Source organism: Pelotomaculum sp. FP (genome assembly GCF_004369245.1).
Lineage (GTDB): Bacteria > Bacillota > Desulfotomaculia > Desulfotomaculales > Pelotomaculaceae > Pelotomaculum_C > Pelotomaculum_C schinkii.
Map to the genome: position 1 here is coordinate 1 of NZ_QFGB01000014.1, position 16,783 is coordinate 16,783.

Genomic DNA, 16,783 nt, shown 5'->3' on the forward strand with positions numbered 1-16,783 from the left:
CGTCCTACTTGTTGGTGCTTGAACGAACTTCCGGCGACTTATTGTTATACGAGATAGCGGCAAACCGCTTCACCACTCACCTCCGCGTGCTCTGTAGTATACCGTCCCACGGAGTACATTTTAACAGATATGGACGGCAAATTAAATCTACGGCGATTGGTCCGCGTTTCATACCTTGTTGGTGCCTTTCGCAGAAAGGAATGGTCTTTGTTATGAAAATTAAAATTGCTATTCTTCTGGTTGCGTTATTTACTGTTATCGCTTATGTTACAGGAGCCATGGCATTGGAGTCTAAAGATCAATCATTGAAAATTGATAATGGAGAAGGTGAATTAAAAGTCTTTGTAGGACAACCTAGCGACAAAGAGAGCATGGATCTGTATAAAAATAAAAGGATTGATGTTTTGAAGAATCAATCTTCGGCCGAAGGAAGTAAAATTATGGAAGCCCTTGTCGTATATGACAAGTATCTTACTCTGAAAGAAGCCTCTACCTTTGTCGCTAAAAATGATATTAATGTAAAGAATATGTGGATTGCTGAACCCGGAGTTCAGGGCGGAGGCATTACAAGGGTTAACAATAATGATCTGAGTTCAGCCTACTCTACGTGGATAAACGAGTTTCTCGATTACTCCGAACAGAAGATCGCAGAAGATAAGGCCAACGATATTACCAAATCCCACTACAAGGCTGTGCAGGAAGGTGATTTCAAAATATACGCTTTACTCGTCTCTGCACCACTTGATTTGTTAGAGAACCTTACAAATGAATCAAATGTCTGGCTGGTTGACCTTCACTACCATTCCGATGCTGAAAAATTGGCCTCCCAAAAAGGATACAAGGTTAAGTATATTGATGTGCCAGAAAAGCCTAATCAAGTAGAAAACTAATGTATCACTAGACTAATAGTTATAGTAATCTCATTGTCAAGACACTTTTAGTGAAATTTAAGCTATACTGTTTCCCCTCCGCAAGATTGTTGCTCCCGTATCCAACGCCTGGAAATTATACTGCCTCCGGCGTGGGGTGTCAAGGTTACGCTACACCCCACGCCCGTTGTCGGTCTATGACAACTAATCTGTGTTTCAGGTTATTTCTGCATTTTCCTCCACCGCCGGGTGACTCCATGGTAATAGGATCCGGTGGGAGTAAAAGTTGTGAAATAGTATCTTTTAAACTAGATGGATTAGATGGTGTGAGCTTACCTCGTTAAAATAGACACGGGAAATAGCGGATTTTCTTCTGTTTTTATAGGATTTCGAAAAAAGAGCCGTAGCCACCCTTGACATGGAGCCTCGCACCGTGTTGCCAAGGACCAAAGGGCCAGTATCGCTTTGCTTATGGCCCTTGCCAATCAAGACCGACACGGGCATTCTCCATTTTAGCTCAACTGAAGCTAAATTGCTGGAAAAAAATTTTTCATACAGTTACAATTCTTTATCTCACAATGATTACATAGAAAAATGGCTTGTATTTCAAACGATACCTTACGAGAGAAATATGTGAACTCTTTCATAAAGGAGACATCTGGACGTTTCCGAAGTTTTCTTCTGCACCACAAGGGGTAGCTAAAATGAGATATATTATGCTTATCTTAGAAGTTAGCCTCAGCGCTCTTTTTCTATTAGCTTCCACAACTAAGCTTCTTGACCTCAATCACTTCACCTTGGTTCTTAAAAGCTTTGGATTAAAACCTGATTGGTTAGTTGAAGTTCTTACATACGGGCTTCCATTATTTGAGGTATTTCTCGGCGTAGGAATAGCTCTCGGTTTTGGTAAGAGGGTTCTAGCTGGAATTGCAGTGGTTTTTTTTATTAGTACTATAATACTCTATATAGCTAACTGGGGACATATTCTCCCTTATGGGTGTGGTTGCATTTCTATTAAACCCAAGGTAGAGATCGTTAACTTTAAACTTGTTTCTAAAACGTTATTAGCACTAGTTGTTTCTATTATTGTTTATCTTGACAAAAATAAGTATTGGTCTTTGGCCTTATTACTAAAAAAAAGATTTCCTTCAAATGTCACGGAAGCATTTCTAGTTTTTCTTTTTTCTTTGATCCTCTTTGTAGCGCCATGGGCGGTTGGGCTACATAGGCAAGTCTCTATTGCTAGCTTGTTAGAAATAGACATTACGAAAGAAGGACCTAAAGTCGGCGAGCAATTACCAAAGTTAAATTTATTAACAGAAGATGACAAACCGATTACTATTAATCAGCAAGGTTTGGAAAATATTATTTTTTATTTTGGTAGTAGCTCTTGCCCAGCTTGTAAGCAGTTGCTACCATACTTAGTAAAATTTTATGAGGATACTAAAATTCCGATTATTATGATCAGTGATGAACAGCCTTCAAGCATTAAACTCTTCAGACAAGAGGAAAACATTCCTTTTCCGGTTTTCTTTGGTTCTTCTTTTGAATGGGAAAAACTAAATATAACCATTAAACCTTTTTTAATATATGCTACAAAGGATGGTACAGTACTTCGAAAAGGTACCGCCCATACTTACGATGACCTATTAGTATTAACTACATGAGTTATGTAGTTATTTGGAAATCATTAGTTCGACACAAAAGCAAAAACTTTAAGATAATGAGTCCATGGAAAAAAGAAGAACTGACACATTAGAAGAAAAATCCAATATCGTCCTGCAGCTATTGAGAAAAAAAAGAACAGCCTCCCAGATAGCCGCCGAAACCGGGACGCATCCCACAGTCTGGCCCGGTGGAAGCCGAGGCCATTGTAGTATTTCCCCTTACGCTTTGTTCCTGCACATACGGCCGCATTTCTACATATCGTGATATCATAGCTAAGAACCGTGCTTTCCTACTACTATGCGTGACGAGCGTCTTTTCCTGGGAGAGTTGTAGTCTTAGCGTTTCAGCACAGTAATTTGTAATATCCAGTTTGATCTTTTCTGCACCTGCCTTAATGTGTCAAGGGCACTTGAAAATTGACCCTTTTTGGTATTTGATTTTGCCCCCCCACTTAATTTAGGCAGAGTAAATTAGTGAGAGTATCCGATAGTTCACCCCCTTTTAGAGGTGTAATAGCAAGCGGCTTTTTGATTAGCCCGGCTCGCTGCTTCTCTTTCAACCGGTAAGACTCGCCTTTGACGTTGATGACATGATGACAGTGCTATGCCGTATATTGAGCTTGGGTCAAAGTACTTTGATAAGCGCCGTGAAAATGCCACAGTCAACCGTGCTGTAAAAAGATTAGAGCCCTTTGTTAAGCCGCAGAATCTCTTTGTAACTGGTCATCTCTATGACCCTCCTCTCCTTGAATTTATTTGCACCTTTCAGATGCATAAATTCAATTTAGCAAAGGGCCATATCCGGTGTTCAACTTCGCCGGAACCGATGCTTAGTTTCAAACGGAGACACTGTTCAATCTTATCGGTCAAACTGTTCAGTTTTACCCGGTATACTAACTATGGTTGAGGCAGTTTAGCTTTTATCCTTATACACAATCTCGTTTCCCACTTAGTCGCCGCAGGATGGTTTGCAGACTTGTACCTTTCCGGCCATGCTCTTCTGGCGTTTCTTAACTACAATGGGCTCAAATTCGCCCTCCCAGTCACGGCGGACATCAAGGTCTATTTCACCATATTGGCTCCGGACTTTTTTCTTACTATGTACATTACACCGTCCATTACACCTGTTGGTAGTATCTTTATTTTTTCTCTTTTGATCGAAGAAAGCTTGTTACCCAAGGAACTGGCTGGCACGATAGGCAAATAACTGCAGGATCATCGACGTAAATATTTGGATAAATTTAGAAGGAATACCTTTTTCTTTGTAGAAATTTTATAGTCAAAATACAACCCATCTAAAAGGCAGGATCACAAAAACCAACCTGCAAGCTTTAATTTTGAAACTAGTCGGAGTATGACTTGACGGTGACGGAGGCGGCGATCCTTAACCGTGATATTCTTTATAACCTTATTAAAACAACCAGTGGGGTATACTTGGTTGTAGAACCCTTAACAAAGGAGGTTGTTTAGCGTGAGAATTAAGATCGCCATTCTTCTGGTTGCGTTATTTACTATTATCGCTTATGTTACAGGAGCTATGGCATTGGAGTCTAAAAATCAATCATTGAAATTTGATAATGGCGAAGGTGAAGTAAAAGTCTTTGTAGGACAGCCTGGCGGAAAAGAGAGTATGGATCTGTATAAAAACAGAAGGATTGATGTTTTGAAGAATCAATCCTCGACCGAGGGAAGTAAAATCATGGAAGCCCTTGTCGTCTATGACAAGTATCTTACCCTGCAAGAAACTTCTACCTTTGCCGCTAAAAATGATATTAATGTAAAGAATATGTGGATTGCCGAGCCCGGAGTTCAGGGCGGAGGCATTGCAACGGTTAACAATACTGATCTGAGTGCAGCCTACTCTACGTGGATAAACGAGTTTCTCGATTACTCCGAACAGAAGGTATCAGAAGATAAGGCCAACGATATTACCAAATCCCACTACAAGGCTGTGCAGGAAGATGATTTCAAAATATACGCTTTACTCGTCTCTGCACCACTTGATTTGTTAGAGGACCTTATAAATGAATCAAATGTCTGGCTGGTTGACCTTCACTATCATTCCGATGCTGAAAAATTGGCCTCTCAAAAAGGATACAAGGTTAAGTATATTGATGTGCCGGAGAAACCATACTGAGAGGTGAGCGGGGTCAGACTTGAAATATTTACTTATTAAATGCCATAATCATCCGGATAATTGATATGACCAAAAACCGTGTAGCCTTGTTATCAAAAATAAAGTCAAGTAGGTATAAAGGCACGGCTCATGTAAAAGATGATTTGGAAGAAATAAGTGAATAATTCAAGCCTAACCCCAATGATTACACTAACTCACACTACCCGCGATATCGTTGATTTTTTTGATGTACATATCGGTCAGCGACTCGGCGATTTCCATGGTGCTGCCTTCGCTGAAGACACGGCAGAAGGGCTCGTCCGGGTCCGGCAGCACCAGCGCCCAGCCGTCCTGGTGGTAGACCTTGACCCCGTCCAGCAGTTCCAGCCGGCTGGCCGGGGGATCCTGGATCAGCTGCCTGATGACTCTGCCCTTGGCCTCCCAGGGGACGGGGGCCTCCCGCCGGTCCATGAAAAATTCAGGTATTTCGGCCACCAGATCGGATATCGAGGTGTTGAAACGGGCTGCGTGGTCGAGCACCCTGGCCAGGGCTGCCAGCCCGTCAAAGTGGAGGAAGAACTGGGATATTCCTTCTATCCCGTTCTCCGGAGCCAGTACTTTATCCAGGAAATCCTGCATGGCGGTTTTGGTGCGCACCACCCTGCTCCGGTAGCGCTCGGCCAGCGCTTCTATGGCGCGCGGGGCCGTAACCGGCACCACCACCGGGCCTTCCTCCCCCTTCAGGATAATCAAAGAGAGCAGGGCTGTCAGAAGTTCATCCTGAATTACCTGCCCCTTGTTGTCGATCAGGATCAGGCGGTCGGCGTTGGAGTCCAGGACGGCTCCGGCGTCGGCGGCGCCGTCAACGACCGCGCGGGACAGGGCGGGCAGCAGCTCCTGGTAAGAACGCCAGCCACGGTATGCCTTTGCGTCGCTTTCCAGGCCGATGCTTTCCAAGCCTAACCCAAGCCTGGCGCAAAGGTTCCCAACGATATTTTCCAGATTGACCTGGTCATAGCAGAGCAGCAGTTTAAAATTGGCTTCCCGCAGCCTGACTGCGCTTAAACCCGCACATATGGCTGAAAGATAGCTGTCCGCAACTTGCGTAAGGACCTCCGGCGGCTTGATCCTGCCTGTTTCCGCCCGCAAAAAGTCCTCTCTGGCCATGGCGTTTTCAATCTTGCGCTCCTGGTCCCTGGAAATATTCCCACCGTGGGGGTTGGTAAATACCATGGTCACCTTGTCGGGCGCCTGCGGTGATATCCTGACGTGAATTCCCCCCCGGCAACCCGTCTCCCTGACACCAAAGCGGCTCACCGGCGTAATGCCGGGACCGAAGTCCAAAACTTGCGCCCCTACCGACTGCATCCCGCTTTTCGCGGCTTCCTTAAGCATTACAGAAGCAGCGTAACTGTCGCTGCTGACGGCTAGACGCGCCCCGGCTCCGGCTACGGAGCCACAGGCAGCGCCGATCCTGGCAGCGAACTCAGGCGTAATCTCCACATTGATCAGGCCGGAGATCCCCTCAAAACCAAAGATTTTCTTGGGAGAACAGGAACCCCAGATCAAGCTGCGCTGAACGGTCGCCCCTGTTTCAACCAGCTTGTGCGGCCACAGCTTGACGTCAGGCTTGAGCAGGCCGTTTTCACGGATAATCGAATTGTCACCAACAACCGCCCCCTCGTATATGCCTGCCTTAGCCAGCACCTGGACCCGGCTGCCCAAGACAGCCCCGCGTAAAGCAGCCCCGGGACCCACATAGACATTGTTCCAGAGGACGCTTCTCTTGATCGAAGCCCTTTCCCGCACCAGACAGCCCTGCCCCAGGATCGAAAAAGGTTCTATGCGGGTTGCAGCCCCCAGCTGACAATCAGCCCCGATCAGGGCCGGGCCTCTGATTTTCGCGGAGGGGTCAATCGAGACGCCCTCCTCCACCCATACCTGTGGCATAACTTCCGTTCCCGGTATTTTGATCCTGGCTTTTCCCGCCAGCGCGTCGTACTGCGCCTCCTGGTACTGCTGCAGGTTGCCCACGTCGCACCAGTAACCGGGCAGCACCAGGCCGAAGAGAGGCTTCTTTTCCCGCAGCAACAGGGGAAACAGGTCCTTGCTGAAGTCAAACTTTTCTCCCGGCGCAAAATAGTCCAGCACCTCTGGTTCCAGGACGTAAATGCCGGTGTTGACAGTATCGCTGAAGACCTCACCCCAGCCCGGCTTCTCAAGAAACTGGGTGATCCTGCCGTTATCACTGGTGATAACCACGCCGTATTCCAGCGGGCACTCCACCCGGGTCAGCACCAGGGTGGCCATGGCCCCCTGTTTCCTGTGGAATTCCAGGGCTTTGGAAAGCTCCAGGTCAGCCAGGGCGTCACCGCTGATGACCAAAAAAGTCTGGTCCAGGAAGCCGCCGGCGTTTTTAACGCTGCCGGCCGTACCCAAAGGCGACTCCTCAATAAAATAACGCAAATTGACCCCATATTCCGCCCCGTTGCCGAAGTAGTCTTTGATCACCTCCGGCTGGTACTGCAGGGTGACCCCTATATTTGTAAAACCGTGCTCTTTGAGAAGCGCTACAATATGGCTCATAATCGGCCTGTTTAATACCGGTACCATTGGTTTAGGCCTGCCGCAGGTCAGGGGCCTCAGGCGGGAACCCTCACCACCGGCCATGATAATGGCTTTCATGGCTTTAAAACCTCCATTTTGTTGCACTTGGATTATCTGGCCCGGAGACGGTTGAAGCGGCTGAAAAAATTGCCCTGCCGCTGGTCAAACCACGGAGTTCCGCAGTGCGCTTCCCATACCTCATGGTAAACCGAGGCCGTCTGCCGGGCGATAGTTTTCCAGTTGAATTCATTTATAGCCCTGTTGTAAGCCCTTTCTCTCAACATAGCGCCAAGCTGCGGCTGCTGCAGCAGGGCCAGTATATTGCGGGCGAGAGAATGACTGCTGCCGGTGTTGGCCTTCAGGCCGTCCTCACCGTGTCTGACGATCTCACTTATACCGCCGCAATCTGAAACGACCACCGGGGTGCGGGCGGCCATGGCCTCCAGCGCCACAATGCCGAATGGTTCATAAAGGCTTGGGAAGACGGCCGCATCGGCCCAACTGTACAGGCTGTTCCTGACCTCGTCGTTGATATACCCTGTGAAATAGACCCTGTTGGCTATACCCAGGAAGGCCGCCTGGCGCTTTAAAGAATCCATGAAAGGGCCTTTGCCGGCAATCACAAACTTGGTCTTGGGGTGATGGGACAAAATTTCCGGTGCGGCATCCAGGAGGACCTGGACCCCTTTTTCCATGACCAGCCTCCCCACGTAAAAGACAATTTTTTCATCGGGCGCGGCATATTCACTTCGCCGGGCAGTCCTGCTGAGGCCCTTGAAGCTATTGACGTCGACACCATTGGGAATTATAGCCACTTTGTCATTGGGTACCTGGAAAACCCGGCGCACCTCATCTTGCATAAAGTTGCTGCAGCAGATGACCTTCCAGGCCTCATATGTAATCCACCACTCGATGTCACTGATGTGTCTTTGCGTATCGTTGTGCAGCCCGTTATTGCGGCCGTATTCAGTGGCGTGAATGGTAACCACCAGCGGCAGCCGGGAGGCGTACTTGATCGCCCTGGCAGCGTAAGCCACCAGCCAGTCGTGGGCATGCACGATATGGAATTCGGTGCCGGCCAGGAGAGGCATGGCCCGCTCCAGCAAGGCAACGTTGAACTGGGCCACCCAGGTTACAAAGTCCGGCGAAGACACCTGGTAAGGTTCCACCCGGTAAACCTTGACCCCGTTAACATTTTCAAAAAAGGGGGCGCCCTGGCCTCCCGAAGTAATCAGGCTCACCTCCACCCCGTTTGAGACCAGAGCGCCGGTCAAGTCATAAACGTGCTGGGCCAAACCGCCGACGCTTTTAGGCGGGTATTCCCAGGACAACATTAAAACCCTCACGTACATTCTCTCCCTTAAAACCGCTTACTACCTCCTGGTTGTGCTTGGAGGTCTGGCGGTTAATTTTATTTTTAAAAAATCCCCACCGGACTGCAGTGGGGATTGTTCCGTTTAGTAGCGGTTGCTCCCGTTATGAATCTGGAAGCTCCAGTTGACACTGCTGTTATTGTCCCAGTGGTCCGCGCCATCCTTAAAACACAGGTTGAAGCGCCCCTCATGCTCCGGCATCACCACGCTGGTAACCCAGCCCCAGCCGGTTTTCTCCATTTTCATATCAATCACGTTGCGCCAGCTGTCGTGCTTACCGAAACCGTAGTGCAGATAAACCTGTCCCTGTCCTTCTTTGCCGAGCAGTCCGTTGTAAAAAACGGTCACTTCTTCCCCGGCGGTTATCGGCACGGGGTCAACTACCACTCCACCGGGGTAGTCGACTTCATGCATGGCTTTGAGCCTGGCCTCGTTGTCGCCGAACCTGCTGCGGTTCGCCAATACAGCCACCTCCTTTTGAAAATTGTATCTATAATAGTATGGTTGGCAGGTGGATATATTATGCAGTCAGGCCGGCTTTTGACTAAATTCTGTAAAAGGCAGCAAGGGGACGGTTCTTTTGCTTCCTTTTTTTCAAAGGGATATGAGTAAGGAACAAAAAAAGCATGCTATTCTGTGGTATTATTGTCAAATTACCCAGAAAGAAGCATACTTTAAGTTAATAATCAATATTTGAAGCATGGAAGCAGGAGAACCGTCCCCCTGCTTCTTTTTTTACTCCATAGCCTCGATGATGGCGTCAGCCATGCCGCTGGTGCCGGCGCTGCCGCCGAGGTCATAGGTCAGCGTTTTTTTCTCTTCCAGCACTTTGCTTACCGCGGCCATAATCCTGCCGGCGGCTTCCATTTCACCCAGGTGCTTGAGCATCATCACTCCGGACAGCAGAGCGGCCAGAGGATTAACCCCTCTCTCATTAGCTTGTGCAGGGCCGATACTCCTTCGTTGGGGCTGGGAGAGCTGTGGTCAATGACAAAGGCGACTTTCTCCCGGTCAAACACCTCATGGCCGCCCATATCCTGGAAAGCCCTGATGGCCAGGGGAGAAGTCCCGTCCTGGCCCATAACGTAGTCGACCCTGGCCACGACAATTTCGTTGGCGTGGGCTTCCTGGTCACTGTGGCTGGAAAGAATTTTTTCAATGATGGTCTGCCCCAAGGCTAATCCCTCTTTCCAAAATAATCTTCGTAAACATACATTAATTCCTTGTCAAACAGGTTCCGCTTCAGTGAAATGGTAACAGAACGGATTTTTGGGAGCAGTTCCTGAGCCTGGTGGTCCGTCAGGACAATCCCGAACTCAGCGAATTTGGCTTTCAGGGCTGCCGTACCCGAGTGTTTGCCAATAACGATCTGGCGCAACAGGCCGACTTCCTCCGGCTGGAAAGCTTCGTAGGTTTTGGGGTTCTTCTGTACTCCGTCGGCGTGGATGCCGGACTCGTGGGCAAACATGTTGGAACCCACAATGGCCTTCCAGGCGGGAAGCTCCCGGCCAGAGGCGCGGGAAATGTATTCCGCCACCTCCACAAACATTTCAGTTTTAAAGTTGAGATCAATATCATACAGGTGCTTCAGGGCCATGACCACTTCTTCCAGGGCGGCGTTACCCGCCCTCTCGCCCAGGCCCAACACGGTCACCCCGACGTAGTTGGCGCCCGCCTTGACCCCTGCCAGGGCGTTGGCAGTGGCCATGCCGAAGTCATTGTGGGTGTGCATTTCAATTTCAATGTCCACCTTGTCCTTGATGCGCTTAATCTGCTCATAGATGGTAAAAGGCTCCATGATGCCTACGGTGTCGCAGTAACGAAGGCGATCCGCCCCCGCCTCCTTGGCGGCCCCGGCAAACTCCAGGAGAAAATCAAGTTCGCTGCGGGAAGCGTCCTCTGCGTTGACCGAGACATACATGCCTTCTCTTTTGGCAAAGCGGGTGGCGTTCACCATCTGCTCCAGGACCCATTCCCTGGATGACTTTAACTTATGTTTAATGTGGATGTCCGAGGTTGAAATGGAGATGGCCACGGCATCAACTCCACACTCGAGGGAAGCTTCGATGTCTTTAAGCACCGGCCTGTTCCAGCCCATAATGCTCGCTTTCAGTCCGGCTTTGCAAATGGCCCGGATCGCTTCTTTTTCATCACCACCCATAACCGGAACACCGGCCTCAATCTGGGGAACTCCGATCTCATCCAATAGTTTCGCGATCCGGACTTTTTCTCTATTGGCAAAAACAACCCCCGCCGTCTGCTCCCCGTCACGCAAGGTGGTATCCACTATGACAATTCCTTTTTCGCTCATTAAACCAAACCACCTTTCAACTGAATAAATATTTGATTGTTACCTCAGACACCGGAGGAAAATTTGTAATACGTATAGTATCATAAATCCACGCAACATAGAAGTATCATATTTTGAAAATATTGTATACATTTACATGCGTCCTGTTATGAATTTTACGCCCAGAATTTAACTTAAAAAAATTTCCTTCTAATATTTTTGAATGCCTAATAAGTCCTCTATTCTGTCACTCATATATTTGTATGAATCATAAACACCTTGATTGTAAAATTCAGGCGCTAATTTATCGATAAAGAAATCTAAAATGATACCTGCAGCCAAATCCCCCAGGTTTTCATCTCTTTCTTCCATAAAATAGGTTTTGATCGATGAAATCATATATTGTCTTTTTTCTTGACTTAGTTTTATTTTATATTCCAAATTGTTTCCTCCTCATCATCATATTACCAACAATTTTCTGCATTATACATTAATACAAAACAAAAGAAGGCGCCCTGAAACCCTATGTTAACCGGGTTTAAAGACGCCATTGTCTACAGATATTTTATTCATTTGGTACGGCCGCCATAACTACGGGGCTCATGTTCACCTTATTTATTTTAACATATTCTCCTCAAATCACATACATTTATTGAAGCTTTTCCTTAAGAAGCCTGTTGACAAGGTCGGGATTGGCCTTACCTTTGGTGGCCTTCATGACCTGGCCCACCAGGAAGCCCAGCGCCCGTTCCTTGCCGGACCGGAAGTCCTCCACTGATTTGGGGTTGTCTGCCAGGATTTTGTCCACAACAGCCACAATAGCCCCCTCGTCGCTGATCTGAACCAGCCCTTTTTCCTTAACGATAACCCCGGGCTCCTTGCCGGTGGCAAACATCTCCTCAAAAACTGTCTTGGCTATCTTACCGCTGATGGTGCCTTTATCCATAAGCTGCAGCAGAGAGGCGAGCTGTTCCGGCCTGATCCTGCAGCCGGTAATATCCACGGCGCCTGAATTCAGGAGCCTGGTCAGGTCACCCATGACCCAGTTGCTGACCACCTTGGGGTTGGGGTAGGCTTTGACACAGTCCTCGAAGTAATCGGCCAATTCCTTGGTATCTGTCAGGATCGTGGCGTCATATGCCGGCAGACCGTACTCTCCTATATATCTCTGCTGGCGGTCATCGGGCAGTTCCGGCAGGGAGCTGCGGATATCCTCAACCCACTCCCGGTCAATGATCATGGGCACCAGGTCCGGGTCGGGCAAATAACGGTAGTCATGGGCGAACTCCTTGCTGCGCAGGGGGAGCGTTATGCCCTTGCCCTCGTCCCAGGTGCGGGTCTCCTGGACAATCCGGCCGCCTTCCTCCAGCACTTCGGTCTGGCGCTCGATTTCGTAAGCCAGCGCCCGCTGGAGTGCCCTGAAAGAGTTCAGGTTTTTAATCTCGGTCTTGGTGCCGAATTCGGCGCTGCCGGCCGGCCGGAGAGAAATATTGGCGTCACAGCGCAGGCTGCCCTCTTCCATCTTGCAGTCCGAAACACCGGTATATTGAATGATGGCCTTTAACTTTTCCATATAGCGGCGGGCTTCCTCAGGCGAACGCATGTCAGGCTCGGAGACAATTTCTATCAGAGGAACCCCCGCCCGGTTGTAGTCCACCAGTGAATAAGGGGTGGTCGTAATCGTTCCCTGGTGCACCAGTTTGCCTGTGTCTTCTTCCATGTGCAGCCGGGTGATCCCGATCCTTCTGGTCTCGCCGTCCATCTCGATATCCAGGTAACCATTCAGGGCGATCGGCAGGTCGTACTGAGAAATCTGATAGTTTTTCGGCATGTCGGGGTAGTAGTAGTTTTTGCGGTCGAACTTGGAAAATTCGGCTATGCTGCAGTTAATGGCAAGGCCGGCACGGATGGCGTACTCTACCACGGTCTTGTTGATGACCGGCAGTGTCCCGGGCAGGCCAAGGCAGACCGGACATACGTGGGTATTGGGGTCGCCGCCGAATTCGGTGGTTGAGTCACAGAATACTTTTGACCTGGTCTTGAGCTCTATATGAACTTCCAGGCCGATAACACTTTCGTACTGGGCCATTTGAAACCCTCCTAGGTCGGTCCTTAAATTCGCATTCATTCCCGCACCTGAAAACATAGTAAAGGAGTAAAGGTCATTGTTAACTGGGTTCTCGAAAAGCCTCATGCGTAGTGGGTTTGGGGTTATCCTCCGCTCTCTTCGCAATTCTCCATTTGTGCAACAAGAGCGTCATGCCGACCGCATCTACAGACAGCCATCCGGTAGCTACGCGCTATTTAAGCTTTGACTTTAAGCTACGCACGCGCTAAGGAACGCACCCAGGTGCAGGCTTATACTGACTTGTATCTAGGGTCAGGCGTAGGGTGTAAGGTTATTAAAAAAGGTAGGGGACGATCCCCTGCTATTATTTTTTTACGCCTTACGCCTTACGGCCTACGGCTATTTTTAGCCCCAAACCCGCAAGTCAAGCCTTTTCGAGCAACATTTTTGAGACAGGTGAGGCAAATGACAAGACATATGTCTCTCCATTGACACTCCCCATTGCCTTGTGCAATTGAAATCGCATCCACATTGCTAAGTTTTAATTCTCTACTGATACCACGGCTGCGGCGTAGTACTATATCTTTGGACATCTCTAGCAAAAAAGGGGATTAAAATAACTGTCTAAAGTTCGGGAAACGCTTTATGGTAGTCGGTATTTTGCTCGAAGGTGTAGGCTGCCCGCAGCAGCGTTCCCTCGTCAAAGTGCCGGCCCATAAGCTGGAGCCCGACCGGCATCCCCTGCGCAAACCCGCAAGGGATAGACATGCCCGGGATCCCGGCCAGGTTAATCGAAATAGTGCAGACATCGGACAGGTACATCTCAAGCGGGTCGTCCGTTTTTTCCCCAATCCGGAAAGCTGTTGTAGGACAAACCGGCGAAACCAGCAGGTCGTATTTTTCAAAGGCCCGGTCAAAATCCTGCTTAATCAGGGTGCGTACCCGCAGAGCCTTCAGGTAGTAAGCATCGTAATAACCGGCGGAAAGGGCGTAAGTCCCCAGCATAATCCGCCTCTTGACCTCGGAGCCAAAGCCTTCGCTGCGTGTTTTCATGAACATGTCGATGACATCGTCGGCGTTTTCCGCCCGGTAACCGTAACGGACTCCGTCATAACGGGCCAGGTTCGAGCTGGCCTCAGCCGGCGCAATCAGGTAGTAAGTAGAAAGGGCGTATTCGGTATGCGGCAGGGTGGTGTATTCAACATGCGCGCCGAGTGTTTCCAGACGGGCCAGCGCCTCTTCGATTACTTCCCGTACCCCTGGGTTAATGCCTTCGGCCATGTATTCCCGGGGAACTCCAACCTTTAGGCCACGCACGTCATTTTTCAGAAAGCCGGTGTAATCCGGCATATTATAACTGGCCGAGGTTGAATCAAGGGGATCATGTCCACAAATGACATTCAGCATCGCTGCGCAGTCGGACACATCCCTGGTGAAAGGACCAATCTGGTCAAGTGAAGAGGCAAAGGCAATTAATCCATAACGGGAAACAGCTCCGTAAGTCGGCTTGAGCCCAACCACTCCGCAGAAGGAAGCCGGCAGGCGGATGGAGCCGCCCGTGTCGGAACCCAGGGAACAGATAGCCTCACCGGCTGCAATGACCGCGGCGGACCCCCCGCTGGAGCCGCCGGGCACCCGTTCAGTATCCCAGGGATTGCGGGTTACAAAGAAGGCCGAGTTTTCTGTGGAAGATCCCATGGCAAATTCATCACAGTTGGTTTTGCCCAACATGGTCGCTCCGGCCCCATCCAGCCTTTTGACCACTGTGGCGCTGTAAGGAGGGACGAAATTAGCCAGTATTTTTGAGCAGGCCGTGGTCCGGACCCCGTCTAGGCACATGTTGTCCTTAATTGCTACCGGGATCCCGGCCAGCGGTGAGATTTTATCTCCGTTTTTAATCTGCCTGTCCACCGAGCGGGCCTGCTCAAGGGCCCTCTCTTTGGTCATGGTAACGTAGGCCTTAACCCTGTCATCCACCGCTTCAACCCGGTCAAAAACGGCAAGGTTTAATTCCTCCGCCGATATTTCCTTTTTTACTAGAAGATCGTGCAGTTCATGGGCCGTCAGCCGGAAAAGCTGCAACGCAAATCGCCTCCCTGGTGATGGGTTATCAATAAACCAATCGTCTATACAATTTTAGGAACCTTAAAGCAGTTTTCCTCTACGTCGGGGCCGTTGGCCAGGACCTCTTCACGGGAAAGGTGCAGTCCCGCCCAGTCCTCACGGTAAACATTCTTGAGCGGCAGGACGTGGGCGGTAGGCTGGACATTCTCGGTATTAAGGCGCTCCAGCGCCTGGAAATGCCCCAGGATATCGTTTAGCTGCCTGGTGTACATCTCCCTTTCTTCCTCGGTCAATTCCAGACGGCCCAGGAGAGCGACATGGTCGACGTCCTCTTTCGTGATCAAAATATCACCTACTCTCTATTTGTCGGGATACGGACAGGATCCCGCTGTTATCAGGATAATCACACAAAAACCTACAATATTATACCATTACCCAACATATATTTCAAAGTCCTGGCAATGCTGAATAATTTTAAACGGCGGGTAAATAAGGGCGTAACCAGAGACGGATACCGGTTTTCCACGCTCTCAACTCCCGCATCAGGTCTTGCGGATACTTTACGTAACAAAATCTCCTTCCGGCACATAAAATGCAATATATATTTTGCAATAAGGACTGCCACCGATAATCCCATAGTGACCAGATTGCTCTTGCAGAGGCAGGAAATCACCTGGAGGTTAACAATGCCCCTATTAATAAGTCCTTTTAAATTGGTAATTCAATATGGAGGAAAAATTAATTTAGGAACTCTTATCATAACGCGCGACAAGGTTCCCATAAACCAGTCTGCTGACGATAATGCTTTTAATACCGGTGATGCTTGTCTTATGATAAATATCGGCAATAATGAACCAACTATTTCGCTAGCTAGTCCGGCTAGTAATTTATTCGATGACGATCTAGTGGATTAGGCCTCAAAAGCAATTAAGCTGCTCTTTAAAATACGTCTTGATACAAAGTAATGTTATCTGTGATATAATGGTAGTAAAATTATTTTTTTGATAACAAATTTTTTTTAACTCTATCAAGACTTTGCTGCTCTTTTTGGACTATTGCAGTTATACCGTCTCCAGAGCAAAAAGAATTGCCGCTTGCCGACAACTTAATTTTGTTGGAAGGCAAACTAAAAATAATGTCTCCAATATTTAATACCGCACCTGAATTAATGCAATTTATTTTTAAACTACCTATTACTATTTGTGCCATCGAACCAACCCTTTAATCATTGAATTGCACCTCATATCACCTTAATACTATCAGCAAATTTCATATTATATTATATTGTTAAAAAGTCAAAAGGTGATAACAATACCTTTATTCATAAACCATATTAATCCTTGGTGGTTTTTCAGGTTCTGTATGTCCCAAAGAATTTTCCTTCTTATTAAGACTCCATTTCAACTTCGAACTGGGATATACGGTTCCAATATTCATTGTTCCCGTAAGATTTTCCACTGCGACAGAATCAATTTTGTAATTAGTTTCAATCTTTTCACAAACAATTTTTTCAACAACAACTTTATTTATTTTTACAATCTTTCTATCATTTATTTGTAATTTAATTTGTTCAATTTGATTTTCTAATTCCTGAATCTTATCCAGGTAACCGCTAGCCTTTGAATCCCGAAAGATCATTTTTTTTATTTTTGAACACAAGAATTGCTTCATGATTTCATATCCTTAATCAGATTTTCATAAAAGACTCCGGAATTAGCGCAATCAAATT

The 16,783-nt window shown here is 48.0% G+C and carries 14 protein-coding genes and 3 pseudogenes; 4 read left to right on the forward strand and 13 right to left on the reverse strand.

Annotated features, from left to right (window positions below; genetic code table 11):
• Both Psfp_RS07580 and Psfp_RS07585 read left to right on the forward strand, forming a co-directional pair.
• On the forward strand, positions 1–890 hold an 890-nt coding region (locus Psfp_RS07580; RefSeq protein ID WP_205079499.1), incomplete at its 5' end, for a hypothetical protein.
• 683 nt (positions 891–1,573) lie between these two features.
• The gene (locus tag Psfp_RS07585) at positions 1,574–2,536 is read left to right on the forward strand and encodes a MauE/DoxX family redox-associated membrane protein (RefSeq protein ID WP_134217946.1); all 963 of its coding nucleotides are present in this window, start codon (positions 1,574–1,576) and stop codon (positions 2,534–2,536) included.
• 988 nt (positions 2,537–3,524) lie between these two features.
• Here the strand turns inward: Psfp_RS07585 and Psfp_RS07590 are convergent.
• A pseudogene (locus Psfp_RS07590) lies at positions 3,525–3,683 on the reverse strand (transposase); the annotation flags it as partial.
• Positions 3,684–4,007: 324 nt separating this feature from the next.
• On the opposite strand from Psfp_RS07590, the gene Psfp_RS07595 reads away from it, so the two are divergent.
• Positions 4,008–4,673 (forward strand): hypothetical protein, encoded by a 666-nt coding sequence (locus tag Psfp_RS07595; RefSeq protein ID WP_134217947.1) that lies wholly within the window; start codon positions 4,008–4,010, stop codon positions 4,671–4,673.
• Positions 4,674–4,862: 189 nt separating this feature from the next.
• Here the strand turns inward: Psfp_RS07595 and Psfp_RS07600 are convergent, their stop codons facing one another.
• The 10 genes and pseudogenes from Psfp_RS07600 to gatC form a co-directional block, all read right to left on the reverse strand.
• Positions 4,863–7,337 carry a mannose-1-phosphate guanyltransferase gene (locus Psfp_RS07600; protein WP_134217948.1) on the reverse strand — a complete coding sequence of 825 codons (2,475 nt, stop codon included), beginning with the start codon at positions 7,335–7,337 and terminating at the stop codon, positions 4,863–4,865.
• Positions 7,338–7,369: 32 nt separating this feature from the next.
• A complete protein-coding gene (locus Psfp_RS07605; RefSeq protein WP_192895314.1) occupies positions 7,370–8,605 on the reverse strand; it encodes a glycosyltransferase family 4 protein in 1,236 nt (411 codons plus the stop codon).
• A gap of 111 nt (positions 8,606–8,716) precedes the next feature.
• Positions 8,717–9,094 carry a carbohydrate-binding protein gene (locus tag Psfp_RS07610; protein WP_134217950.1) on the reverse strand — a complete coding sequence of 126 codons (378 nt, stop codon included), beginning with the start codon at positions 9,092–9,094 and terminating at the stop codon, positions 8,717–8,719.
• A 273-nt stretch (positions 9,095–9,367) separates the two neighbouring features.
• Positions 9,368–9,553: pseudogene (locus tag Psfp_RS07615) on the reverse strand (isocitrate/isopropylmalate family dehydrogenase); the annotation flags it as partial.
• 5 nt (positions 9,554–9,558) lie between these two features.
• Positions 9,559–9,807 (reverse strand): annotated as a pseudogene (locus tag Psfp_RS07620) (3-isopropylmalate dehydratase large subunit); the annotation flags it as partial.
• A gap of 2 nt (positions 9,808–9,809) precedes the next feature.
• Positions 9,810–10,943 carry a homocitrate synthase gene (gene nifV / locus Psfp_RS07625; RefSeq protein WP_134217951.1) on the reverse strand — a complete coding sequence of 378 codons (1,134 nt, stop codon included), beginning with the start codon at positions 10,941–10,943 and terminating at the stop codon, positions 9,810–9,812.
• A gap of 189 nt (positions 10,944–11,132) precedes the next feature.
• Positions 11,133–11,363 (reverse strand): DUF2164 domain-containing protein, encoded by a 231-nt coding sequence (locus Psfp_RS07630; protein ID WP_134217952.1) that lies wholly within the window; start codon positions 11,361–11,363, stop codon positions 11,133–11,135.
• A 208-nt stretch (positions 11,364–11,571) separates the two neighbouring features.
• A complete protein-coding gene (gene gatB, locus Psfp_RS07635; protein WP_134217953.1) occupies positions 11,572–13,011 on the reverse strand; it encodes an Asp-tRNA(Asn)/Glu-tRNA(Gln) amidotransferase subunit GatB in 1,440 nt (479 codons plus the stop codon).
• A 603-nt stretch (positions 13,012–13,614) separates the two neighbouring features.
• Positions 13,615–15,072 (reverse strand): Asp-tRNA(Asn)/Glu-tRNA(Gln) amidotransferase subunit GatA, encoded by a 1,458-nt coding sequence (gatA, locus tag Psfp_RS07640; protein WP_134217954.1) that lies wholly within the window; start codon positions 15,070–15,072, stop codon positions 13,615–13,617.
• Positions 15,073–15,116: 44 nt separating this feature from the next.
• Entirely contained in the window at positions 15,117–15,398 is a 282-nt protein-coding gene (gene gatC / locus Psfp_RS07645; protein ID WP_134217955.1) for an Asp-tRNA(Asn)/Glu-tRNA(Gln) amidotransferase subunit GatC, read from the reverse strand.
• A 342-nt stretch (positions 15,399–15,740) separates the two neighbouring features.
• Between gatC and Psfp_RS07650 the strand changes: the two genes are divergently transcribed.
• Positions 15,741–15,968: a hypothetical protein gene (locus Psfp_RS07650; protein ID WP_134217956.1), complete on the forward strand. Its 228-nt coding sequence runs from the start codon at positions 15,741–15,743 to the stop codon at positions 15,966–15,968.
• 79 nt (positions 15,969–16,047) lie between these two features.
• On the opposite strand, the gene Psfp_RS07655 is transcribed toward Psfp_RS07650, so the two are convergent.
• Positions 16,048–16,263 carry a spore germination protein gene (locus Psfp_RS07655; protein WP_134217957.1) on the reverse strand — a complete coding sequence of 72 codons (216 nt, stop codon included), beginning with the start codon at positions 16,261–16,263 and terminating at the stop codon, positions 16,048–16,050.
• 108 nt (positions 16,264–16,371) lie between these two features.
• A complete protein-coding gene (gene gerPC, locus Psfp_RS07660) occupies positions 16,372–16,725 on the reverse strand; it encodes a spore germination protein GerPC (protein ID WP_134217958.1) in 354 nt (117 codons plus the stop codon).
• Positions 16,726–16,783: the final 58 nt, after the last annotated feature.